The following is a 22,330-nucleotide window of genomic DNA, read 5'->3' as shown; positions in this document are numbered from 1 at the left end:
GACGGCCCGCTGCCGCGTCAGGCGCAACACGCGGCGGACCACACCCGACCGAAGTCGATGTGGTCACGGGTGACCAGGTGCTGCTCGGCATTCATGCGATCAATTGAGCAGTACATCTCGCTTCTCGTCAACCACGGCCCGGATGCCGGACGGGCGTTGTGCGGTTCCTGTGCGTGGTTGACACATGCGCGTGGTGCGCCCATACGATCGAGGCCGTTCCGGCTCCGCCGCGCGCGGCGCGGCGGCCGCACCGGCCGCGTTGAGGGACGTGGCGACCGTGATGACGCCGAATCCAGCCACCACCCGTGCCCGCACGGGCCTGCTCGGAATTCACGAACGTGCGCCGCCGGGTGGTCTCCGACGCCCGCGCCTCCCTCCCTGGAGAGCCTCCTGATGGTCTCGCCATCCGACATCGCCCATTCCTCCCGTGTCTCCGCATCCGTCCCACGCGCAGGACACCTGACAGCCCCCGGCCACACCCCGGGCCGCCCAAGCCCCGAAGACGAGTCGCCACGGATCGTGCCGCGCCGGCATGTCGGCCGCCGGCTGACGGCTGCCGCGGCGCTGCTGGCCTTCGCGATGGTGGTCAACTCCGTCGTCCGCAACGACGCCTTCCAGTGGGACGTGGTCGGCCGGTACTTCACCACCGCCGCCGTGCTCGACGGTCTGCTGCTCACCCTGTGGCTGACCGGCGTGGTGATGGTGCTCGGCTTTCTGCTCGGCACCTCCCTGGCCGTCATGCGGCTTTCCGGCAACCCCGTGCTGAGCGCGCTGAGTTGGGGCTACGTATGGATCTTCCGGTCCACCCCGCTGCTGGTGCAGCTGCTGTTCTGGTTCAACATCGGCGCCCTCTACCCGACGCTCGGCCTCGGCATCCCCTACGGTCCTCAGTTCGTCACCGTCAAGACGGTCAACCTGCTCGGACCGACCCTCACCGCAGTCGTCGGCCTGACTCTGCACGAAGCCGCCTACGCCGCCGAGGTGGTGCGCGGCGGCATCCTCTCCGTCGACTCCGGCCAGACGGAGGCCGCCCAGGCTCTCGGCATCGGCAGACGGCGCACCCTGCGCAGGATCGTCATCCCGCAGGCGATGCGCTCCATCGTCCCGACCGCGGGGAACATGCTGATCGGCACCCTGAAGGGCACCAGCATCGTCAGCGTGCTGGCCGTGCACGACCTGCTGTACTCGGTGCAGTTGGTCTACAACCAGACCTACCAGGTCATCCCGCTGCTGATGGTCGCCACTCTCTGGTACTTCGCCGTGACGACCGTCCTCGGCGCCGGACAGTACTACGTCGAGCGCCACTACGCGCGTGGCTCCGCCCGCGCGCTGCCGTCCACACCTCTGCGGAGGCTCAGGGTCCGTCTGACCGCACTGCGTGCCGGCCTGTCCGGGGCGACCGCGTCCGGCGCCCGCGGGGCGGTCGACCGTGGCCGGTGAGCCCACCCGCAGTGTTGCCTGCCCCACATTCCCTATTGATTTAGTAGGGAAGCATTGACGGCCCGCCCTGGGGGTGCGCAGGATGATGCACATGTCCCGCACGCAGCAACGACTGGTTCGTCGTCGGCATGTCGACTTTGGTCACGTCGTCAGCGCCGCCTGCTGTCGCGCGTAGGGCACGCGGCTCACACCTTGCGCGTGCCGACTCCGCTCCTTCCCTCTCATCCCGGGTGATCAGGCAAAACCGTCTACCACGCCTGTCGACCCGACGTACTTCTGAAGGGCGCCCGCCATGACCACGGCATTTCCGGCCCAGGCCACCCCATCGGATTCACCAGTCCCCGACATGCGCCGTCTCCGCCTCGTGGGCGACCCCACGGCGAGCGGCACCGGGGCGCACGCTTCCCCACCCCTCGTCGGCTACCTTGTGCTCGTCCCCGAGGGCACCGATCCCGCCCAGCTCTTCGCCGAGGATGTGCCACGGCCGGAGATCCGACCGGTCGCCTACAGAGACTGGCCTCCCGCGCAGCAGACGGGAGACGGTGTCATCCGCATCGATTCCGTGCGCCATGCCGCAGAACTGAACGGACGTGAACTCGACCTCACCTACCTGGAGTTCGGCCTGCTGGCCCATCTCGTGCGGCATCCCAACCAGGTGCATTCGCGGGAGCAGTTGATGGCCGGCATCTGGGGCTACGACCACATCGGCGACGGCCGCACCGTGGACGTCCACATCGCGCGGCTGCGCCGCAAGCTGGGCAGAGCCCACCGGCACCGGATCGTCACCGTACGGCGCGTGGGTTACAAGTACGTACCTGACCGGCAAAACGGCCTCAACCCCGCACCCTGCCACCGACCTTGAGGAGACCACCGCCATGGGCGCTGCCACTGCGCCGTCCGGACCCGCCTCGGAATCCGACCGGACCGGGCCCGGCCGTGCGCACTGGCTGCGCGTGGCCCGCGAGGCGGCGGACGACCTGGCCACGGACGCGGTGTCCAGGGAGCAAGCAGGCAAGCCCCCGTTCGACGAGGTGTCCAGACTGCGTGAGGCGGGACTGCTGACGCTCCTCGTGCCGGCCGAGCTCGGGGGAGGCGGCGCGGACTGGCGCACGGCCTACGCCGTCGTCCGGGAGATCGCCGCCGCCGACGGCGCGATCGGTCAACTGATCGGCTGTCACTACTTCCTGTCATGGAGCGCCGGGTTCTTCACCGAGCCCGCTCTCGCCGCCCGGTTCGAGCGCCGGTCCGCGGCGGAGGACTGGTGCTGGGGCGGTGGATTTGCCCGTCAGGAACCACCTCTGACGCTGAACACGGCATCCCGTGGCTATGGGCTCGATGGTCGTCAGAGCTACGCCACGGGGGTCCAGGTCGCCGACCGCCTCGCCGTGCGGGCCGTACGAGCCGACACCGGCGAACCACTCGCCGTCCTCGTCGATCCCGCCCATCACGGCGTGCGGATCGAGGGTGACGCCGACACGTTCGGCCAGCGGCTTGCGGCCGGCGGCAGCGTGGAGTTCGACGCCGTACCGATCGCCGCCGACGACATACTCGGATCCCTGTCCGCGGACGAGGACGACCTGTCGCCCCTGGCTGCTCTCACAGCGCCGGTCGGACGTCTCCTCTCCGTCCAGCTCCTTCTCGGCATGGCTGAGGGAGTCCTCGCAGAGGCCCGTGAGTACAGCAGGGCGGGCAACTCACCCTGTCACCCCGCCTGGCCGCTCGGTTCTCCCCAGGACCCGCAGGTGCTGACCGCCTACGGAGAACTCACCGTCCTCGCCCGCTCCGCCTCCGCACTCACCGAGCAGGCACTGGAAGCCGTGCACAGCGGCCTGGCACGCGGCGAGGACCTCACCTACGAGGAGTACGCGGACACCTCGGTTCTGGTGGCCATGGCGGAAGCCGCCGCTTCCAGGGCTGCGCAGGAGTCCACCACCCGCGCCCTCGACATCATCGGCTCCCGCTCCGCGTCCTCGCGGCTGGGCTTCGACCGCTTCTGGCGCAACGCGCGAACCCACACCCTGTATGAGCCCGTCTCCCACCGACTCCGCGATGTCGGGGATTACTTCCTCAACGGTGCGCACCCTCCGTTCGTCCTGCCTGTCTGACCGTGCGATGCCGCTCGGCTGTTCTCCCGCCGAGTCGGCCTGATCGGCATGCGCCATACAACCCGGCGTCCAGGTAATTGTGAACGCCGCACTTCACTCATATGTCGGGCGTTTGAGAATGTGAGACGCACGCGCAGGCGACATTGACTTGGCCGGATTTCGCTGCAACTCTCTTGGCTGTGAGCAAGTCCGAGAACCTCGCCGCGCGCCTGCACGTCGATCTGCGACGTCAGGCCAGCGCCATCTGTGCCGTCGGCGGCTGAACAAGCTGACGGGCACCACTCTCCCGCTCCATATCGCAGTCGGCTGCCGCGACCACACCACTGTCGCCGTAGCCGCCGTAGCCGACTGATTCCTCTCAGGAATTCCTGACGCGGTCTCTTTCCCCTTTTGGTGTCCGCTTCGCCGGCAGCCCATCGCCGAGCACCACTTTCCTTCGGCGCTTCTTCACGCCGACGATTCCACACCAGTCCCCCATCGCACGAACAGGACCTTTCCATGGCCACGACGGTATCGAACCGACGCCAGTTCCTCTCTCTGCTCGGTCTTTCAGCGGTGGCCGTGAGCTGCGGCACCGCAACGGGGGCCACTTCCGGAAAGGGCCAGACCAAGACGCTTCGATACCAGGGCTGGGCGGGCCAGGTCACCCTGCCGGAGCTGGCCGAGGATCTCGGCTATCTGGAGGACGTGAAGCTGAAGTGGATCGGTAACACGATCAGCGGGCCGCAGGACATCCAGTCCGCGGCCACGGGCCAGGTCGACTTCGGCGGGGCGTTCAACGGCGCGGTCGTCAAACTCGCCGCGAACGGGGCCCCCATCAAGGCCGTCATCAGCTACTACGGCTCCGACAAGTACGCCTACAACGGCTTCTATGTGCTCGAGGACAGCCCGATCCGATCGGCCAGGGACCTGATAGGCAAGAAGGTCGGCATGAACACCCTCGGCGCCCATTCCGAGGCCATGCTCGACATCTATCTGCAGCGAGGCGGTCTCTCCCGTGCGGAGGCCGGCAAGGTCGAGCCTCTGGTGGTGCCTCCGGTCAACGCCGAGCAGACGCTGCGTCAGAAGCAGATAGACGTGTCCGTGCTCGGCGGCATCCTGCGCGACAAAGCCCTGGCAGCCGGGGGCATCCGACCGCTGTTCACCGACTATCAGCTGCTCGGAGCGTTCAGCGCCGGCACCTATGTGATGACCGACCGCTTCTTGAAGCAGAACCCCGACACGGCCCGGGTCTTCGTCACCGGCGTCGGGAGAGCCATCGAGTGGGCCCGTTCCACTGCGCACGACGACGTCGTGGCCCGGATGGCGGACATCGTGAAGAAGCGCGGCCGGAACGAGGACACCGCACCGCTGAAGTACTGGCGGTCCTTCGGGGTCGCCGAGAGGGCGGGCCGGATCACCGGCAAGGAACTGCAGTTGTGGATCGACTGGCTGGCCGAGCGCGGCGACATAAAGAAGGACCGGGTCGCGTTGGCCGACCTCTACACGAACAAGTTCAACGCGGCTTCTTCCCCTGCGACGAGCGGGAGCTGACCTCATGCCGGAGAACACCACACCCAAGATCGCACTGAAGAAGGTGAGCAAGGAGTTCGCCGTCAAGGACCGAGCGGCCCGTCAGGTCGGACAGGCGACCCGGTTCACCGCCCTCGACGGAATCGACCTGGAGATAGCGGCCGGCGAGTTCATGGTCCTGGTCGGTCCGAGCGGCTGCGGAAAGTCAACCCTGCTTGATCTCCTCGGCGGTCTCGCCCAGCCCACCAGCGGACAGATCCTGTTGGACGGCAAGACGGTCGCAGGCCCGGGCCTGGACCGCGGCATCGTGTTCCAGCAGTACGCACTGCTGCCCTGGCGCACGGCGCAGGGAAACGTCGAGTTCGGCCTGGAAGCCACCGGCTCCCCACGACGTGAACGTGCCGCACGCGCCAGGGAGTTCTTGGACCTGGTCGGCCTGTCCGGGTTCGAGGACCGCCATCCGCATGAGCTGTCGGGCGGAATGCGCCAACGGGTGGCGATCGCCCGCAGCCTCGCCTACGACCCCGATGTGCTCCTGATGGACGAGCCGTTCGCCGCGCTGGACGCCCAGACCCGGGAGTCGCTGCAGGACGAACTGCTGCGCATCTGGCAACGCACCGGCAAGACCGTCGTCTTCATCACGCACGGCATCGACGAGGCCGTCTACCTGGGACAGCGCGTCGCCGTCATGACATCGAGGCCGGGCCGCATCAAGCAGATCGTGCCGGTCTCCCTCGGCTCTCGTACGGCAACGGACGACCTGCGCTCCAGCCCGGAGTTCGCGCGCTACCGGCACCGCATCTGGTCGCTGCTGCACGACGAGGTGGCAAGGGCCCAGCAATTGGAGAAGGAGGAGGCCTCCGTATGAGCTTCACAACCGGCACGGCCACCGACAAGACCAGGGCGCCGGCCTCCGCCGGCGCCGCCGATTCCGTCCCCGCTGCATCCACCGCCGCTTCCGCGTCGTTCCCGCCACCCGGTGCACCGGCGTCGAGCACACGCCTGGTCCCCTTCCCGGCGGCCGGTGTCCGCCGGGCGGTCAGCCGACTGCCGTACCTGCTGGTGAAGGGCGCAACCAAGTCCGCGGCGATCGTGGCTCTGGTGCTCCTGTGGGAGACCGCGCCGCGACTCGGCCTGGTCGACCGAACCTTCCTGCCGCCGTTCAGCGAGGTCGCCCGCGCCTGGTGGGAGCTGGCCGCCGACGGTCAGCTGGCCGACAACGCACGCGCCAGCCTGGTGCGCTCGTTCAGCGGATTCGGTATCGCCGTGGCCGTCGCCGTGCCGCTCGGCCTGCTGATCGGCTGGTACCGGCCGGTCGCCGATCTCCTCGGGCCTCTGCTGGAGGTCTTCCGCAACACCGCCGCGCTGGCCCTGCTTCCGGTGTTCGTGCTGCTGCTGGGCATCGGCGAGACCTCGAAGATCTCCATCGTGGTGTACGCGTGCACCTGGCCGATCCTGCTCAACACCGTCAGCGCGGTCCGCAATGTCGACCCGACCCTGCTGAGGCTGGCGAAATCGATGGACCTGCCCGCGATCCGGCTGTTCCAGAAGGTCATTCTGCCGTCCTCGGTACCGATGATATTCACCGGCATCCGGCTGGCCGGAGCGGCGTCCATTCTGGTTCTGGTCGCCGCCGAAATGATCGGCGCCAAGGCGGGCCTCGGCTACCTGATCAACGCTTCGCAGTTCAACTTCGCGATCCCGCAGATGTACGCGGGCATACTCACGATCTCCGTCATCGGCGTTGCTTTCAACCAGTTGCTGGTGACCGTGGAGCGGCGGCTCAGCTCCTGGCGCGTACCAGGCGGCGGCTGACTCGGTCACCCTCACGTCCCGCTGGGCCTTCCCCGATCCCCTTCCCACCTCCCGATCGTCCCGCTGCTCCTGATCCGAGGATTCCCATGACCGCCACCAGCCCCCGTCGGCTCCACCTCAACGCCTTCCTCATGAACGCCGGCCACCACGACGCCGCCTGGCGCCACCCCCGCACCCAGCCCGAACGGGTCACCGATCTGCGGTATTTCCAGCAACTCGCGCGGACCGCCGAGCGTGGTCTGCTCGACTCGGTCTTCCTCGCCGACGGTCTCGCCCTGTGGGGCAAGGTCCGGCACAACGCCCTCGGCGGTTTCGAACCGCTCACCCTGCTGTCCGCCCTGGCGGCGGTCACGGAGCACGTCGGCCTGATCGCCACCGTCTCCACCACCTTCAACGAACCCTTCCACACCGCCCGCAAGTTCGCTTCCCTGGACCACATCAGCGGGGGCCGGGCCGGCTGGAACATCGTCACCTCCGGCACCGTCAACGAGGCCCGCAACTTCGGGCAGGACGAGCACCTGGAGCACCGGCTGCGCTACGAGCGGGCACGGGAGTTCGTCGAGGTGGCCACCAAGTTGTGGGACAGCTGGGAGGACGACGCGATCCTGCTCGACCGCGAGCGCGGCGTCTACGCCGACACCGACAAGGTGCGGGAGATCAACCACCGTGGTGGGTATTTCGGGGTGCAGGGCCCCCTGAACGTACCGCGCAGCCCACAGGGATACCCGCTGCTCGTGCAGGCCGGCTCGTCGGAGGACGGCAAGGAGTTCGCCGCCCAGTACGCCGAGGCCGTCTTCACCGCCCAGCAGACCCTCGCCGACGGCCAAGCCTTCCACAAGGACCTCAAGTCCCGGCTGGCCCGCTACGGCCGCACCGAGGAGCAGCTGCTGGTCCTGCCCGGCATCGCCCCCGTCATCGGCTCGACCGAGGCCGAGGCCCGCGCGCTGGAAAAGGAACTGACCGACCTTCAGGTCCCCGAATACGGGCTCGCCCAGCTGTCCGCGATGCTCGGCACCGACCTGACCGGGCTGCCGCTGGACGGACCGCTGCCCGACCTGCCCGAGGAACGGGACATCAACGGCAACAAGAGCCGCTTCACGCTCGTCGCCGAGCTCGCCCGCCGCGACGGCCTCACTCTGCGCGAGCTCATCGCCCGCCTCGGTGCCGGCCGCGGTCACCGGGTCTACGCCGGCACGCCGGAGCAGATAGCCGATCAGCTCGAGGAGTGGTTCACACAGGGTGCCGCCGACGGCTTCAACATCATGCCGCCCCATCTGCCCGGCGGCCTGGAGGACTTCGTCGACCACGTGGTGCCGATCCTGCAGCGGCGCGGCCTGTTCCGCACCGAGTACACCGGGCGCACCCTGCGTGAGAACTACGGTCTGGCCCGTCCCGCCAACCGGCTGACCGCGGCGGCCGCAGCGCAAGGACGGCCCGCATGACCGGGCTGGAACTCACCACGGACGTCCTGGTGGTCGGGGGCGGCCCAGCTGCCACCTGGACCGCGCTCACGGCGGCTCAGGACGGAGCGGACGTCGTTCTCGCCGACAAGGGCTACTGCGGCACGAGCGGTGCCACCGCCTCCGCCGGAACCGGCGTCTGGTACGTCCCCCCGGAGCCCGCCGCCCGGGAAGCGGCCATGGCGAGCAGAGAGGCACTGGGCGGGTTCCTGGCCGACCGGCGCTGGATGAGGCGGGTGCTGGACCAGACGTACGCGGGCGTGAACGAGCTGGCGGCGGCCGCACGCTACCCCTTCCCCACGGGGCCGGACGGAAAGCAGCTCAGGATCGGACTCCAGGGGCCGGAGTACATGCGCAGGATGCGGATCCGCGTCCAGCGGGCCGGGGCCCGCATCCTCGACCACAGCCCGGTCACCGAACTGCTCACCGACCCATCCGGCGCTGTCGCCGGGGCCAGGGGGCACCGGCGGCAGGCCGGTCAGCCGTACCGGGTACGCGCCGGGGCGGTCGTGCTTGCCACCGGCGGCTGCGCGTTCCTCAGCGGCGCGCTCGGCTGCAACGTGAACACCGGCGACGGTGCACTGTTCGCCGCCGAGGTGGGCGCGGAGCTGTCCGGGATGGAGTTCTCCAACGCGTACGGCATCGCACCCGAGGGCACCTCCGTCACCAAGACCGCGTTCTACTCCTTCGCGACCTTCTACCAAGAGGACGGCACCGTACTGGAGGGTGCTGCCAGCCAGGGCGGCCGGTCCGTGATCGCGCGTGCGCTGCTCGACGAGAAGGTGTACTGCCGTCTGGACCGGGCGGACGCGGCTGCCCGACAGGCGATGCGGCTGGCCCAGCCCAACTTCTTCCTCACCTTCGACCGGCTCGGCATCGATCCCTTCACCCAGCGCTTCGCCGTCACGCTGCTCGCGGAGGGCACCGTCCGCGGCACCGGCGGCATCCGTATCACCGGCGACGACTGCTCCACGACCGTCCCCGGGCTGTACGCGGCCGGGGACGCGGCGACCCGTGAGCTGATCTGCGGCGGCTTCACCGGCGGCGGCAGCCACAACGCCGCATGGGCCATCTCTTCGGGCACCTGGGCGGGCCGGGGCGCTGCCCGCCATGCCCGCGCCCTCGGTGCCCGGGCCGGCACGAGGCGCCTGGCGGCAGCGGGCGGAGCAGGACTCCGGCCCACCGGGACACCCGGTCCGGCCGACGGCTTCCGTGACGTGGTCACCGCCGTCCAGGACGAAGTGCTGCCGTACGAGAAGAACTATCTGCGCCACGGCGACCGGCTCACCGCCTCGCTGGGGGCGCTCGACAGCCTCTGGGAGGAGTCGCGCGCATCCCTGCGTGCCGGGGGCGGAGGCGCCGTACGGGCCCGGCAGGCTGCGGCGATGGCGGCGCACGCCCGCTGGATGTACGCCTCGGCGCTCGCACGCACCGAGAGCCGGGGCATGGCCAAGCGGCTCGACTTCCCGGCACGCGACCCCGGGCAGCACCACCGCATCGTCACCGGCGGCCTCGACCAGGTGTGGACCCGCGCCGAGCCCCTGACGACGGAGCCCACCGCATCGACGGCGCCGACCGCGGCACTGGAGGTGGCCTCGTGATCGAACTGGTCTCGGCGGAACGCTGCATCACCTGCGACAAGTGCATCAAGGTCTGCCCGACCAACGTCTTCGACCGCGGCGAGGACGGAATCCCGGTGCTCGCCCGCCGCGACGACTGCCAGACCTGTTTCCAGTGCGAGGCGAACTGCCCGGCCGACGCGCTCTACGTCGCACCCCTGACCCGCCCACTGCCCGACGACTCCCCCGACCGGGACGAGGAGCACCTGGACCGTACCGGCCTGCTCGGCAGCTACCGCCGCCACATCGGCTGGGGGCGGGGCCGCACACCGGGCGCCCTGCGAGCCGTCGGCCCTCCCCTCGGACCGCCGGGTGCCAAGGGCCCGTCCCTGCCCATCACCTCCTGACGGCCTCCCGACCGACCACCTCCTCGCTGATCACCTCCCGAAAGGAACACCCGAACATGACCACCGGCACCGGCTTCGACATCCGCAGGATCGGCGGCCGTATCGGCGCCGAGATCCTCGGTGTGGACCTCTCCACCGACCTCGACCCCGCCGTCGTCACCGAGATCAACTCCGCACTTCTGGAACACAAGGCACTCGTCTTCCGCGACCATAACCTCGACGACGCCGGCCAGCTCCGCTTCGCCTCCCTCTTCGGCGAGCTCACCACCGCACACCCCACCGTGCCCTCCGTCGAAGGCCGGCCCCAGATCCTGCCCGTCGACGGCGACGAGGGCATCCGCGCCAACCACTGGCACACGGACGTCACCTTCGTCCGGACACCCCCGAAGGCTTCCACTCTGCGCAGCATCGTGGTACCGCCCTACGGCGGCAACACCCTCATCGCCAACGCGGCCGCGGCCTACCGGGACCTGCCCGAGCCGCTGCGCGAGCTGGCGGACAGGCTGTGGGCCGTACACACCAACGACTACGACTACGCCGCCCCGAAGAGCGAGAAGGCGGCCGAGCACCGCAGGCGGTTCGTCTCCCGGAAGTACCGCACCGCCCATCCGGTCGTCCGCGTCCACCCCGAGACCGGGGAGCGCGGGCTGTTCATCGGCGGCTTCGCCCAGAGCATCATCGGCCTCGGTCCCTCCGACTCCCGCGACCTGCTGCGCATCTTCCAGTCGTACGTCACCCGACCCGAGAACGTCGTGCGCGTGGCCTGGACGCCGGGCGACCTCGTCCTGTTCGACAACCGCATCACCCAGCACTACGCCCCCGACGACTACGGCGACCTCCCGCGCCTGCTGCACCGGGTGACGGTCGCCGGCGACGTCCCTGCCGGTGTCGACGGCACCCTCAGCCACGTCATCGAGGGTGACGACGCCTCCCACTACACGCCGGCCGCGGCCTGACCACCTCGGCCGCCGGGCAAGGGACACCCGCCCCTGCCCGGCGGCCCGCCCGCAAGGGACACCGGCCGAGTCCATACGGGATAATGCACACATGCGGATCTCAGCCAGGGCGGACTACGCGGTACGTGCCGCGCTGCAGCTCGCCGCGTCACGGGACCACGGGCCGTTGAAGGCCGAGGCCATCGCCGCCGCCCAGGACATCCCGCACAAGTTCCTCGAAAGCATCCTGAACGACATGCGCCGAGGCGGTCTCGTGCTCAGCCAGCGAGGCGGCAACGGCGGCTACCGGCTGGCCAGGCCCGCCGAGTCCATCAGCATCGCCGACGTCATACGCACCGTGGACGGGCCGCTGGTCTCAGTACGCGGGGTCCGCCCCCCGGAGCTGTCCTACACAGGCCCCGCCGAGTCACTGCTCCCCCTCTGGATCGCACTGCGGTCCAACGTGCGCGAGATCCTCGAGGGCGTGTCGCTCGCCGACGTCGCGTCGGCCCAACTACCCGCCGAAGTCTCCGCGTTGACCAGCACCCCGGGGGCCTGGGTAAACCCCTGACACGCTGGACCATTTCCCGTCGATCTCAAAAAGCGAGATAGCGTCGCCCATCATGCGAACACCCTCTTGGGGTCGACGTCACCTTCTGCCACGATCCCTATCAGCCAGGTAGGAATACTAGGGATCTACGGGGGTGGCATGCGAACGCTCGACCGCTCAGGCCGGATGCTGCCCCTTCTCACCTCGCGTCGGCACATCGACCTCGGCCGCACGTCCAGTGCCATCTGTCGGCCCCTCTGACGCCACAGAAGCCGACTCTCTCCAGGAACAACGCCGCCTCCCTGCCCGCTCCGCCCCGTCGGTGGATCGGACACCCCCGGCTGACCACGCCTCCCACGTTCCACGCCTCGGCCCGCGACGGCATGCGTGCCGCCGACGGCCGAGGAGTGGAGTGCCGGTGCGTGCCGACAAGCAGTCGCCTCGCATTTTCGTACCTCCCTGATCACCCATTCCCCGAGAGGACACCTCCGTGTCTGCCGCGAGACCGCTCACCACCATGCGCACCATCGCCGTCACAGCCGCACTCCCCCTTCTGCTCACCGCCTGCGGCTACGGCTCGAAGGCGACCGACGACGGCAAGAAGACCGCGGTCGCGGCGGGCGCCGAGAAGCTCTCCGCCGACGAAGTCAAGATCGGCTACTTCCCCAACCTCACGCACGCCACCGCTCTCGTGGGTGTGCAGGAGGGCCTGTTCCAGAAGGAGCTCGGCGGCACCACGATCAAGGCGTCCACCTTCAACGCCGGCCCCTCCGAGATCGAGGCGCTGAACGCCGGCTCCATCGACATCGGCTGGATCGGCCCGTCCCCGGCGATCAACGGCTACACCAAGTCGAACGGCAAGAACCTGCGGATCATCGGCGGTTCCGCCTCCGGCGGCGTCAAGCTGGTCGTCAACCCGAAGAAGATCAAATCCCTTCAGGACGTCAAGGGCAAGAAGATCGCCACTCCTCAGCTCGGCAACACGCAGGACGTCGCGTTCCTCAACTGGATCGCGGAACAGGGGTGGAAGGTCGACGCGCAGAGCGGCAAGGGTGATGTCTCCGTCGTCCGTACGGACAACAAGATCACCCCGGATGCCTACAAGTCCGGCTCCATCGACGGCGCCTGGGTGCCGGAGCCGACCGCATCCAAGCTGGTCGCGGAGGGCGCGAAGACACTGCTCGACGAGTCGTCCCTGTGGCCCGACAAGAAGTTCGTGATCACGAACATCATCGTGTCCCAGAAGTTCCTCAAGGAGCACCCCGACGTCGTCGAGGCCGTGCTGCGCGGCTCCGTGAAGACCAATGGGTGGATCAACGCCAACCCGGAGAAGGCGAAGGCGGCCGCCAACGCGGCGCTGGAGAAGCTGTCGGGCAAGGCGTTGGCCGCCGACGTCATCGACCCGGCCTGGAAGTCGATCACCTTCCTCGACGACCCGCTGGCCTCCACCCTCAGCACCGAGGCCGAGCACGCGGTGAAGGCCGGCCTGCTGGACAAGCCGGACCTGAAGGGCATCTACGACCTCACGCCGCTCGACAAGGTCCTCAAGGCCGAGGGCAAGGACAAGGCCGACGACGCCGGTCTCGGCGCCGAGTAACGCGTGGCCCGGGCGGGCCGGCGCGAGTGGGGGAACGCCGGCCCGCCCGGGGGGCATACTGCGACCCACGCGTCAGGCCGGCGGCAGCGTCCACCTCTGCGCCGCCGTCCTGTTGCATGTGTAGATCTGCAGTTGGGTGCCGTCCGTCGTGGACGAGTGGGGATCGTCCAGGCACAGGCCGGAGTTGGGATTGGTCAGGGAGCCGTCGGCGCCCGCCGTCCACTTCTGGGCGCCGGTGCCGTTACAGGTGTACAGCTGGACGAGCGTGCCGTTGGTCTTCCCGCTGTTCACCACGTCGAGGCACTTGCCGAGGGTGCGCAGGGTTCCGTCGGCCGCGACCGTCCAGTCCTGGGCATAGGTGCCGTTGCAGGTCCACAGACGGATCGCGGTGTGATCGTCGGTGCCGGAGTTGGCGTCGTCGATGCACTGCGCGGAGTTCACGCCCGAGGTCACGGGCCCCACCCGTGGCTTCGGCGGAGCGGACGTGTCACCGGGGTAGGAGGGCGGGGCGGCGGAGGCGGCCGTGGCCCAGTTGGTGTTCGCAGTGGTGCCGAGCGTGTAGCTGAGCGTCCCCCCGGCGGTGATCGCGGTCTTGGGTGCGTAGGCGTTGTTCCATGCGGACCCGTTGAATGTCGCGGACTGGACATAGGGTGCGTCGTCCGCGGCTCCGTCGCCATTGATCGTCAACGTCGCGCCGGACGGCAGACTGATCACGGCCTGGGAGAACAGAGGAGAGCCGAGGGCGAGGTCCGAGGTACCGGGCGTCATGGGGTACATGCCGAGCGCCGACCAGACGTACCAGGCGCTCATCGTGCCCAGGTCGTCATTGCCGTCGGCGAGCCCGGCGGGGGTGTTCGACCAGATCTGATCCTGGATCGAGCGCACCGTCGCCTGGGTCTTGTAGGGCCGCCCGATGTAGTCGTACTCCCAGGGCAGTTCGATGCTCGGTTCGTTGCCGACCCACGCGTAGCCGTGGGCTCCGGTGTAGCTGCGCAGCACGGTGTCGAGGTAGTCGCTCATCACCTTGTTGCCGCCCTTGGCGGTGGCGAGCCCGGCCACGTTGAACGGCACCATGCCCGAGTAGATCCAGGAGTCGCCCTCGACCATGTCCCTGCCGCTGGTGGGATCGAATCCGCCCGTCCAGGCCCCACTGGCGTTACGGGGCTGGACGAACCCGGAGGCCGGGTTCGCAGTGTTGCGCCAGTCCTGCGCGCGATGGGCGTATGTCTGCTGACTTCGGGTGTCGCCCAGGGCGCCGGCGAAGGCGGAGAGCGCGAAGTCCGCGGTGCCGTATTCCAGTGTCGTGGAGACAGGGCCGTAGAAGTTGCAGCAACCGTAACTGCCGTCGTGAGGCTCGTAGCCCGGATTGTCCAGATAGTTCAGCCCCGGCCGGTCGTTGTTGGCGGTGCTCGCCTGTTTCAGCAGACCGGCCAGCGCCTTCGACGTGTCGAAGTTCCGCGCCCCGAAGGCGTAGTAGTCGGCGATGATCGCGGCTGCCGGGTCACCGACCATGACGAAGGACTCGCCGTCGTACTCCGACCACTTGGGGAAGATCCCGGTCTGGGTGTAGTCGTCGGTCATCGACTGGGCGGTGTCGGAGGCGACCTGGGGGCTCACCAGCGCCTCCAGCTGTGCCTGGGACCGGTAGATGTCCCACCCGGAGTAGTTGGCGTAGGCGGCACTGTGACCGGTGTCGACCACGTGCGTCCTGCCGTCGAATCCGTAGTACTGCCTGTTGGTGTCACTGATGACGTTCGGGTACAGCAGTGAGTGGTACAGCGCCGTGTAGAAGATCTTCTGCTGGTCTGCCGTGCCGCCGGCGATCCGCACCTTGCCGAGTGCCGTGTTCCAGGAGTTGTGGGCATCGGCTCGCACGGCGTCGAAGTTCCAGCCGGCGTTCTCCGCCGTACGGTTGGCGGCTGCGTTCGCCACGGAGACGTAGGAGATGCCCACCTTGGCCTGGACGACCGGGTTCACGGTCGTGTCGAACGTGAGGTGCGCGTTCGAGGCCGCGCTGTCCGCGGCCGGGCCGTGCGGCGCCGGCGTGCCGGCGGCAGGCTTCGGCATCGAGCCGTGCAGTCGCGGCTTGTTCGGCTGCTCGGGGGCATTCTTGCCGGCACGTTCGGTGGACGGCCCGGGCGGATTCTTCCGGTGGGCGAGCGTACTGCCACTCGAGGTGAAGGGGTGGTCGAAGACCATGTCGAAGTAGACGGTGTAGGTGTTACCGGCGCCACAGAATCTCCCGCTGGTGACCTGGCCGCTGACCTCGGTACCGGACACGACGCCGAAACGTGTCGCAGTGCCGCCGTTCTGACTGCCGGTCAGCTTGAAGAGCAGGTTGGCACGAGAGGTGGCGGGGAAGGTGAAGCGCGCCATGCCGCTGCGCGTGGTGGTGGTGAGCTCGGTGGTCACCTTGTTGTCGAGGGCGACCTTGTAGAAGCCCGCCGAGGCGGTCTCGTCGGCGTGTGAGAAGGTGTCCGTCGCGCCGTCGTCGACGGCACCCACCGTGGGCAGCACCGGCACGTCGCCGGCGGCGCCGCAGCCCGGTCCCGCGATGTGCGTGAGGCTGAATCCGGTGATCGAGGAGTCCTTGTACTCGTATCCGCCGCCGGGCGGCCTCGAGGGAGTGTCCGGGCTCCATTGCACCATGCCGAAGGGGACGTCCGCGCCGGGGAAGTCGTTGGCGTCATTGGACGTGCCGATGAAGGGATTGACCAGGTCCGCCGGTGACGACACGAGTTCGGCCGCTCTCCCGGGCGCCGGGTGTGCCGCCGCCAGGGCGACGGGAGCGGGCAGTGCGTAGGCGCCAAGGAGGGCGGCGCCTACGACGGCGCGCAGAGCCGTGCGGATCCGATGGCCGTGAGCAGGACGTCTGCCGGGACCACGCCGGCGGCCGCCGACCGGAATCGAGAACATCGCGATCTGCCTCCTGAAGGCATGTGTTCGGGACGCACCGGGCCGGACGACGAGTGAGGGCCCGGCAGGCGGGGTGGATGGTGCAGCCGGGGACCAGGGCCCCGGCTGCGCAGACGGCACACGTGAGTTGACAACGTTGCCTCGGGCTCCGGTCTCCGGCGGGCCCCTGCGGACCACCGACGGGAGAGGCCGCGGCCCCACAACGACCCATGCGAGATCACCACCGTGACAACGTTGTCTGCGGGTGAGTGAGTGGAGCGCGTTCGATCCAAAGAGCGCCGCAGGAAACTCCGAAGTCCTCTCGCCGCTCCAGCCGCATCAGACCGGCCTGGAGCACTTGTCGCAACGTAGCCAGTGGACGTGCTCACGTCAATATGACGGGTCGTCGGCGCGCACAGGTGGTGCGGGTGCCGGGCCGACTGGCCGTCGGCGAACGCTCCCCGGCGCTAAAGCCTGTCCCGCATCTGGCCGGTTGGGGGCGCGGCGGCGAGATGCAGACGTTGGACACCGCCTCGTGTCAGCAGCATCCCGCTGCTGGTCACGAGGTCATGGGCGGCAGGGCCGATCCTCATGCCGGAGATTCGTCGGCCCTGCGTGCTCTCGACGATGGCCGGCCGGGTCGCCGCTCGCAGGGCCTTCCAGGCAAGACTCGTCTCCCCGGTCAGGAGCTGATGTCTCTCAGGCCCGACCTGCTGCTCGGACCAGCGCACTGCGAGACGGCCGGCCTCGAAGACTTCGCCCTCGCCGTCCTGAATGCGACGTGAGCAAAGGAACTGCACGACGGCCGAGTGCCCGATGTCGGATCTGGGGGCGACTGCGTTGTCCACCAGGACATCTTCAGGTGCGCGAGCCCCGTCCGGCAGAGGCAGGAACGCCTGCCGACCACCGCAGCTCAGAGCCTCCCCGAGTGAGCGATGCAGATGCACCTGGTGAAGGCCCCTTGGGCCGGGGTGACTGCACAGCCAGCCGGACCGTGGCAGGGCTTCGCTGATGCGCTGCCCGATGAGTTGCTCGTCTTCGGGCAGCGACCACACATCGGTCGTCTTCGTGCGGGAGCCAGGAAGAGCCATGGACGCAGCATCGCAGAGGACGAGAACATCACCCGCAGGGGCGTCCGGGACCCCGCTGCCCGTCTCAGGCCGGGAGGACCCTGCTGGCCAATGCGAAGATCACGGGATGTCTCGTGTGATCACCGCATCGGAAGCCTCGTGGATACTCCCGTTCACCGGGCCGGCTCCGCGGGAATTCCGCACGTTGATCGCGGCGCTGCGGCGCGAGGGCGCCGATGGTGTCCGGGACGTCCCTGGGGTCTGTCGCTTCAGGCCCGGGTTCTACCGCTGGCTGCCTACTGGCGGACGAACCTGACGTTGCGGCAGCTTGCACCGCTCTTCGGTGCGTCCAAATCGGCCGCTGACCGCATGCTGCAGCACATCGGCCCACTGCTCGCGCTCAGGTCCCGCAGCCGGTTCCGCCCGGGCACCGTGCTGATCGTGGACGGCACGCTGGTGCCCACCCGGGACCGCTCCATCGCCGCACAGTCGAAGAACTGTCGTTGCTCGACCAACCACCAGGTCGTCGTGGACGCTGATACCCGCCTGGTCGTTGCCGTGGGCCGTCCACTGCCAGGCAATCGCAACGACTGCGAGGCGTGGACCGAGTCGGGTGCAGCCGCCGTGGTGGGCGAGACGACCACCATCGCTGACGGCGGCTACCAGGGCACCGGACCTGTCATCCCACACCGCCGCCCGGCCGACGGCGAGCTGTGCGACTGGAAGAAAGAGCACCACCACTCGCAGAGGCAGGTCCGCGCCCGCGTCGAGCATGTCTTCGCGCGGATGAAGACCTGGAAGATCCTCCGCGACTGCCGCCTGAAAGGCGACAGCGGCCACACTGCCATGCTCGGCATCGCCCGTCTGCACAACCTGCTCCAAGCCGCGCAGGCCACCCGATCAGCACGAGCTCCACCGTGCGCAGGGCCAACAAGATCAGTTACGGGACAGCCTTTGGGCAGTGGCACCGCCTTCGAGCGGGTACCGCCGCAGGACCCTCGTCGCCGAGCAGTCCGTTCTCGGCGGCATGCTGCCGCCTCTGACCAGAACAAACCCGCCCGCCCGACCACGCAGCAATAGCGAAATCCCGCGCCGATCACTACTTCCGAGACGATCACTGAACTTGCACCTCAGAGGTCCTGCAGCTTTCGAAGCTCCACAGAAACTCCAGCTCAGAGCGACCCCACACCACACCACACCACAAGGGTCCTGAAACGATCACTAGATCCCCAAGTCGGCCCGTCACCCATCTAGTGATCACCAATGGGTTTGTCATACGAGGTGCCGTGACGGCTGCCGGCGGCGGGCGCGCCTCAGGGGTCAGGACTCCGTGCCGGACTCCTGGGGGAAGAAGGTGATCAGCGTGGCGGTGCCGTCCTTGTCGACTGTCCGGACCGCCGGCTCGGGAATGCCCTGCGTGGCGACGTCGATCTCCCTGGGGTGCCATACCAGGTGCCGCAGGACGACGGGGTAGCGCGGCGACCGTCCGCCGACGGAGACGGCCACTACGTCGTCCTTCGGGTCGTACCCGATGCTGGCGAAGGGCAGCCGGTTGGCTTCGTACTGGTGCCCGACCTCGGGGTCCAGTACCTCGATGGTGACGAACTCGCCCTGGTGTTCCTCGGTCATCTGGTTGAGGGCGGTCTCCCAGGTGCTGCGGTCGAGCGTTTCGGTGCCGGCCATCGTCGTTCCTCCTCCGGTGGCAATCTGCTCTCCCCACGACGGTAGCCGCAGCCCTGAGCGACTGCCTCGGCCTGACAGGTCGAGCCGTGCGGCCCTGATGGACCTGCCTGGACGAGTCCGGGCCGAAGCCCCACGGGGCGGGCTCCGGTACGGGCGGAGCGGGGGCGGGCACGGCCTGCCGGACCTTCGGATCATCCGCAGAGATCACCCCACCCATGCCCAGCCAACGCATCAACCGCCCCACCGGTTACGGGACAACCTTTAGACCGGCCTGCTGCCGAAGTGGGTGACGGGGCGCTCCAGGCGTTCGCCGTCGACGGTGATGTCGACCTCCTCGTTGTAGAAGGCGAGCAGGCCCTTGATGCCGCCCACCGCGGGCAGCGGCTCCGGGTAGCTCCAGACGATGTTCGGCGGTACGTCGCGCTCGCCCCGGCACGACCAGTACGCGGCGGTGCCCTTGTAGGGGCATCCGGTGCTGTGACCGGTGGGTTCCAGCAGGTCGAGGCGGACGTCCTCGCGGGGAACGTAGTAGCGCGTCGGCAGACCGGTTTCGAAGAGCAGCACCGGTCGGCGGGTGTCCGCCACGACCGTGCCGTCGATCTCGACCACGACATGGCGGCTGCTGGGGATGGCGTCCACCCGCTTGTGCGGGTCGCGCGGGTGGACGAAGATCTCCTCCTCTTCCTCGTACCAGTGGTCCAGCCCCCGGCCGACGCGTCGGAACCACTCGAAGGCGATGTGGTCGGCCAGGTCGGCGGCGGGGAAGGTCCAGGCCGCGTTCTCGACGGTCTCACCGCCGGCTTCGAGGTCGTAGAAGACCTGCGAACCGGTGTGCGTGCCCGTCGCGGGATTCCTCGCCGGACGGAGCAGGTCCGCTCGGACCTCCGCGCGGGGGAAGGCGTAGAGCGGGACGGGGACACCCGGCTCCCAGACCAGGACGGGGTGCCGGCTGTCGACGACCGTCAGATCGCCCTTGCGCCCGCGCACCCAGCGTTCACTCGGCTCCCACAGAAGCCCTTCCCGGGTGGCCCTGACTGTCGGCGCGGTGGGGTACGGGGGCATGACCGGCTCTCCTTCGGCTTGCTCACCGGGCCGCCACGGCGACATCGGCACGGTCCTCGCGCGAGGCCGCGACCTGTCCGGGCGGCCGCACACCCTGGGTACTCCTCGACGGTGCCGTCGGCACGCTCCCACGCCGAGACGGTTTCGTGGGCGCAGCCGTCGGCGGCTACGAGGACCGCACCCTAGAGCCGCCAGTCCCGGCCGCTGTGCCGGGCGGCGCCGGGGCCCGGGCGGGGGGCCTGTTGCCGCCGCTCCTGTTCGATCTCCTCGCGCTGGGCCTGGAGATAGCCCAGGGCTGCGGTCCGCTGCTGCTCCCGTTCCTCCGGGGACTGCTGCTCGTACTCCCGGCGCGCCTCGGCGATGCGCTCGCCGAGCGCGTCGGAGTACGCCCCGACCCGCAGCGCCTCACGCAGGCCGATACGGCCGGAGAGGACCTCCCGGGCCATCTCCTGGAGCGCGCTGTTGCCCGACCGGCTGTCCGCCAGCCGCTGGAGGGACTTGCGCAGGGCCCTGGCGCGGGCCTCGTCGCGGGCTATGTCCATCAGGTCGGCGTCGCCGATCCGGCGTTCCTCGTCAGCCATGGTTCGCGTTCCCTTTCGCCCGCGCCCTAAGCGACGGCCGGATTGTCATAGGTGGCGCCGACCGCCGGGAAGTTCTGGAGGTGGCTGTAGACGGCGGACCCGAGGCCCTCGAGCGCGCCCACTCCACCGTTGACGATGGCCTGTGCCTTGCCGAACATCTCGGTGGCCTGCCCCCACAGCCTGAGGATCTCGGTGATCTCCAGCGCGGCAAGGCCGTAGCCGACCAGCATGCCTGCGCCGCTCCATGACATGAGTGTCCCCGCGGCCAGCTCGATGCCCGTGATGATCAGGCCGTCGGCGATACCGCCGAGGATGCCCTTGATGCCCTCCGCGGTGGAGTACGCGGCGTGCGCGAGGTGCTTGTAGGTGTCGGCGAGGGAGTCGAAGGTCTGGCCGCTCTGGTTGAGCTTCTTGGCCAGTTCGTCGAAGTACACATAGGCCGCGTCGGCGGCGTTGCCGTTCCACGTCGCATCCAGCGCCGCGTTGCCGGAGTTGAGATTCTTCGCGATGTCGTCACAGGCCTTGCCGATGTTCTGCCACACTTCGGCACATTTGGCGAAGGACTCCCAGTCACCCGCGAACCACTGGATCACCTCGTCGAGCGGGTTGAATCCGAAGACCACGTTGTAGGCCTCGGTGATCCAGTATGTGGGGCTCACCAGGTCGCTGACGTCGTTGAAGATGTCGAGCAGCGCGCCCTGGGAGAACTCCTCGGGGGCCTTGGGCGGCGTCAGACGGCTCGACGGCTCGACGGTGTCGGAGAACCCGGACACTCAGCATCCTCCATGCATGGGAGCGGTGTTCAGCGCTTGCTGGTGGGGTAGGTGGCATCGAGTCCGGCCGCGTTGCCGTGGTCGGTCCGGCGGTAGTACGCGGCGCTCTTGGCCAGTTCGGTCTCGGCGGCCCGCAGCACGGACTCGGCCTTGGTGAGCGCCGCGCTCACGCGTTCCAGGACACCGCTGTGCGCCCCCGCGATCATCCCGAAGAGACCGTCGTCGGACACCGCCACATGGCCGTTCTGCTGGGCGTAGCGGCCGGCGTGCTGGAAGTCCTCGGCGGCCCTTGCGACTTGTGCGGCATAGCTGTCGAGGTCGTCCGGGTGGACATCGAATCCCATGCGGGCTCCCCCGTGATCGTTCCTTGGCCTGCGGTACGTTACCCCACGTGCTGAATCCACACAGGGACGATCTACACAGGGAGCTGGAGCGGTCCCCGCTCTCCGCACCGGACTCCCGGGCATCCCGCGCGGAGGTGTGGCATCGCATCAGGTGGTACGTCCTGGCCCTGTCGCTGACCCTCGCGGTGATGACCGGACTCGGGTCCCTCGCCCTGCTCTTCGTGGGCGGAGGCGTCTTCGTCGGCGTCGTCGGTCCGCTGCTGATGGCGGCGGCCGTGGTGGGCTCGGTCAGGGGCTACCGGCGCCGTGAGTGGCCGTGGTTGCTCGGAGCCCTCGCCGTCGAGGTCGCCTGGTTCGCGGTGTTGAGCGTGCTGCTGGACTGAAGCGGCGCGAGAGCCACGGTGCAATCTCCTTCCCGTGGCAGTGCGCAGACTCGCGGCCGCGGCGATCACGGCAGCCGGTGGCTCCCCCCGGGAGCGCGGCCGACGGGTCCCGCCCTGGGGCCCGATATCCGCCGCCGCAGCCGGGCGACGCCGCCCGGA

At 68.9% G+C, this 22,330-nt stretch carries 22 protein-coding genes and 1 pseudogene; 16 read left to right on the top strand and 7 right to left on the bottom strand.

Annotated elements, in window-relative coordinates; all coding sequences use genetic code 11:
- The first annotated feature begins 393 nt into the window (after positions 1 to 393).
- The 14 genes from ABZ876_RS36220 (at position 394) to ABZ876_RS36155 (ending at position 13,380) form a co-directional block, all read left to right on the top strand.
- Positions 394 to 1,440, top strand: coding sequence for an amino acid ABC transporter permease (locus tag ABZ876_RS36220; protein WP_361789791.1), 1,047 nt, complete (start codon positions 394 to 396; stop codon positions 1,438 to 1,440).
- A gap of 346 nt (positions 1,441 to 1,786) precedes the next feature.
- Positions 1,787 to 2,302 carry a winged helix-turn-helix domain-containing protein gene (locus ABZ876_RS36215; RefSeq protein WP_361789789.1) on the top strand — a complete coding sequence of 172 codons (516 nt, stop codon included), beginning with the start codon at positions 1,787 to 1,789 and terminating at the stop codon, positions 2,300 to 2,302.
- A 13-nt stretch (positions 2,303 to 2,315) separates the two neighbouring features.
- Positions 2,316 to 3,545, top strand: coding sequence for an acyl-CoA dehydrogenase family protein (locus ABZ876_RS36210; protein WP_361789787.1), 1,230 nt, complete (start codon positions 2,316 to 2,318; stop codon positions 3,543 to 3,545).
- A 179-nt stretch (positions 3,546 to 3,724) separates the two neighbouring features.
- Positions 3,725 to 3,808, top strand: a complete 84-nt coding sequence (locus tag ABZ876_RS36205; RefSeq protein ID WP_361789839.1) for a putative leader peptide — start codon at positions 3,725 to 3,727, stop codon at positions 3,806 to 3,808.
- A 235-nt stretch (positions 3,809 to 4,043) separates the two neighbouring features.
- Positions 4,044 to 5,078 (top strand): ABC transporter substrate-binding protein, encoded by a 1,035-nt coding sequence (locus ABZ876_RS36200; protein ID WP_361789785.1) that lies wholly within the window; start codon positions 4,044 to 4,046, stop codon positions 5,076 to 5,078.
- 4 nt (positions 5,079 to 5,082) lie between these two features.
- Positions 5,083 to 5,925, top strand: coding sequence for an ABC transporter ATP-binding protein (locus ABZ876_RS36195; protein ID WP_361789783.1), 843 nt, complete (start codon positions 5,083 to 5,085; stop codon positions 5,923 to 5,925).
- On the top strand, positions 5,922 to 6,872 hold the full coding sequence (locus ABZ876_RS36190) for an ABC transporter permease (RefSeq protein WP_361789781.1): 951 nt from the start codon (positions 5,922 to 5,924) through the stop codon (positions 6,870 to 6,872). The genes ABZ876_RS36195 and ABZ876_RS36190 overlap by 4 nt, the downstream gene beginning before the upstream one ends.
- A gap of 86 nt (positions 6,873 to 6,958) precedes the next feature.
- Positions 6,959 to 8,314 carry an LLM class flavin-dependent oxidoreductase gene (locus ABZ876_RS36185; protein WP_361789779.1) on the top strand — a complete coding sequence of 452 codons (1,356 nt, stop codon included), beginning with the start codon at positions 6,959 to 6,961 and terminating at the stop codon, positions 8,312 to 8,314.
- Positions 8,311 to 9,933, top strand: coding sequence for an FAD-binding protein (locus ABZ876_RS36180; protein ID WP_361789777.1), 1,623 nt, complete (start codon positions 8,311 to 8,313; stop codon positions 9,931 to 9,933). Before ABZ876_RS36185 ends, ABZ876_RS36180 begins: the two co-directional genes overlap by 4 nt.
- A complete protein-coding gene (locus tag ABZ876_RS36175; protein ID WP_361789775.1) occupies positions 9,930 to 10,298 on the top strand; it encodes a ferredoxin family protein in 369 nt (122 codons plus the stop codon). The genes ABZ876_RS36180 and ABZ876_RS36175 overlap by 4 nt, the downstream gene beginning before the upstream one ends.
- 56 nt (positions 10,299 to 10,354) lie before the next feature.
- The gene (locus ABZ876_RS36170) at positions 10,355 to 11,254 is read left to right on the top strand and encodes a TauD/TfdA family dioxygenase (RefSeq protein WP_361789773.1); all 900 of its coding nucleotides are present in this window, start codon (positions 10,355 to 10,357) and stop codon (positions 11,252 to 11,254) included.
- A 91-nt stretch (positions 11,255 to 11,345) separates the two neighbouring features.
- A complete protein-coding gene (locus ABZ876_RS36165) occupies positions 11,346 to 11,804 on the top strand; it encodes an Rrf2 family transcriptional regulator (RefSeq protein WP_361789771.1) in 459 nt (152 codons plus the stop codon).
- Between the two features lie 138 nt (positions 11,805 to 11,942).
- Complete coding sequence (locus ABZ876_RS36160) at positions 11,943 to 12,044, top strand: putative leader peptide (protein ID WP_361789769.1); 102 nt, start codon at positions 11,943 to 11,945, stop codon at positions 12,042 to 12,044.
- Positions 12,045 to 12,273: 229 nt separating this feature from the next.
- Positions 12,274 to 13,380 (top strand): ABC transporter substrate-binding protein, encoded by a 1,107-nt coding sequence (locus ABZ876_RS36155; protein WP_361789767.1) that lies wholly within the window; start codon positions 12,274 to 12,276, stop codon positions 13,378 to 13,380.
- Between the two features lie 72 nt (positions 13,381 to 13,452).
- On the opposite strand, the gene ABZ876_RS36150 is transcribed toward ABZ876_RS36155, so the two are convergent.
- Entirely contained in the window at positions 13,453 to 16,296 is a 2,844-nt protein-coding gene (locus tag ABZ876_RS36150) for a lectin (RefSeq protein WP_361789765.1), read from the bottom strand.
- A gap of 446 nt (positions 16,297 to 16,742) precedes the next feature.
- On the bottom strand, positions 16,743 to 17,366 hold the full coding sequence (locus ABZ876_RS36145) for a hypothetical protein (RefSeq protein ID WP_361789763.1): 624 nt from the start codon (positions 17,364 to 17,366) through the stop codon (positions 16,743 to 16,745).
- A gap of 106 nt (positions 17,367 to 17,472) precedes the next feature.
- Here ABZ876_RS36145 and ABZ876_RS36140 point away from each other — a divergent pair.
- Positions 17,473 to 18,221 (top strand): annotated as a pseudogene (locus ABZ876_RS36140) (transposase); the annotation flags it as partial.
- 444 nt (positions 18,222 to 18,665) lie between these two features.
- Here the strand turns inward: ABZ876_RS36140 and ABZ876_RS36135 are convergent.
- From ABZ876_RS36135 to ABZ876_RS36115, 5 genes are all read right to left on the bottom strand, one after another.
- A complete protein-coding gene (locus ABZ876_RS36135) occupies positions 18,666 to 19,028 on the bottom strand; it encodes a DUF5335 family protein (protein WP_361789761.1) in 363 nt (120 codons plus the stop codon).
- Between the two features lie 261 nt (positions 19,029 to 19,289).
- Positions 19,290 to 20,090 carry a DUF427 domain-containing protein gene (locus ABZ876_RS36130; RefSeq protein WP_361789759.1) on the bottom strand — a complete coding sequence of 267 codons (801 nt, stop codon included), beginning with the start codon at positions 20,088 to 20,090 and terminating at the stop codon, positions 19,290 to 19,292.
- 182 nt (positions 20,091 to 20,272) lie between these two features.
- On the bottom strand, positions 20,273 to 20,671 hold the full coding sequence (locus ABZ876_RS36125) for a hypothetical protein (RefSeq protein WP_361789757.1): 399 nt from the start codon (positions 20,669 to 20,671) through the stop codon (positions 20,273 to 20,275).
- Between the two features lie 26 nt (positions 20,672 to 20,697).
- Positions 20,698 to 21,444 carry a hypothetical protein gene (locus tag ABZ876_RS36120; RefSeq protein ID WP_361789755.1) on the bottom strand — a complete coding sequence of 249 codons (747 nt, stop codon included), beginning with the start codon at positions 21,442 to 21,444 and terminating at the stop codon, positions 20,698 to 20,700.
- 29 nt (positions 21,445 to 21,473) lie between these two features.
- Positions 21,474 to 21,788, bottom strand: coding sequence for a type VII secretion target (locus ABZ876_RS36115; RefSeq protein ID WP_361789753.1), 315 nt, complete (start codon positions 21,786 to 21,788; stop codon positions 21,474 to 21,476).
- A 47-nt stretch (positions 21,789 to 21,835) separates the two neighbouring features.
- Between ABZ876_RS36115 and ABZ876_RS36110 the strand changes: the two genes are divergently transcribed.
- Entirely contained in the window at positions 21,836 to 22,171 is a 336-nt protein-coding gene (locus ABZ876_RS36110; RefSeq protein WP_361789751.1) for a hypothetical protein, read from the top strand.
- Positions 22,172 to 22,330: the final 159 nt, after the last annotated feature.

Origin of the sequence: Streptomyces sp. NPDC046931, assembly GCF_040644655.1 — a bacterium.
In the GTDB taxonomy this organism is placed as follows: Bacteria; Actinomycetota; Actinomycetes; order Streptomycetales; family Streptomycetaceae; genus Streptomyces.
Note: the sequence above shows the minus strand (reverse complement) of the source record. Positions and strands in the feature narration are given on the sequence as shown.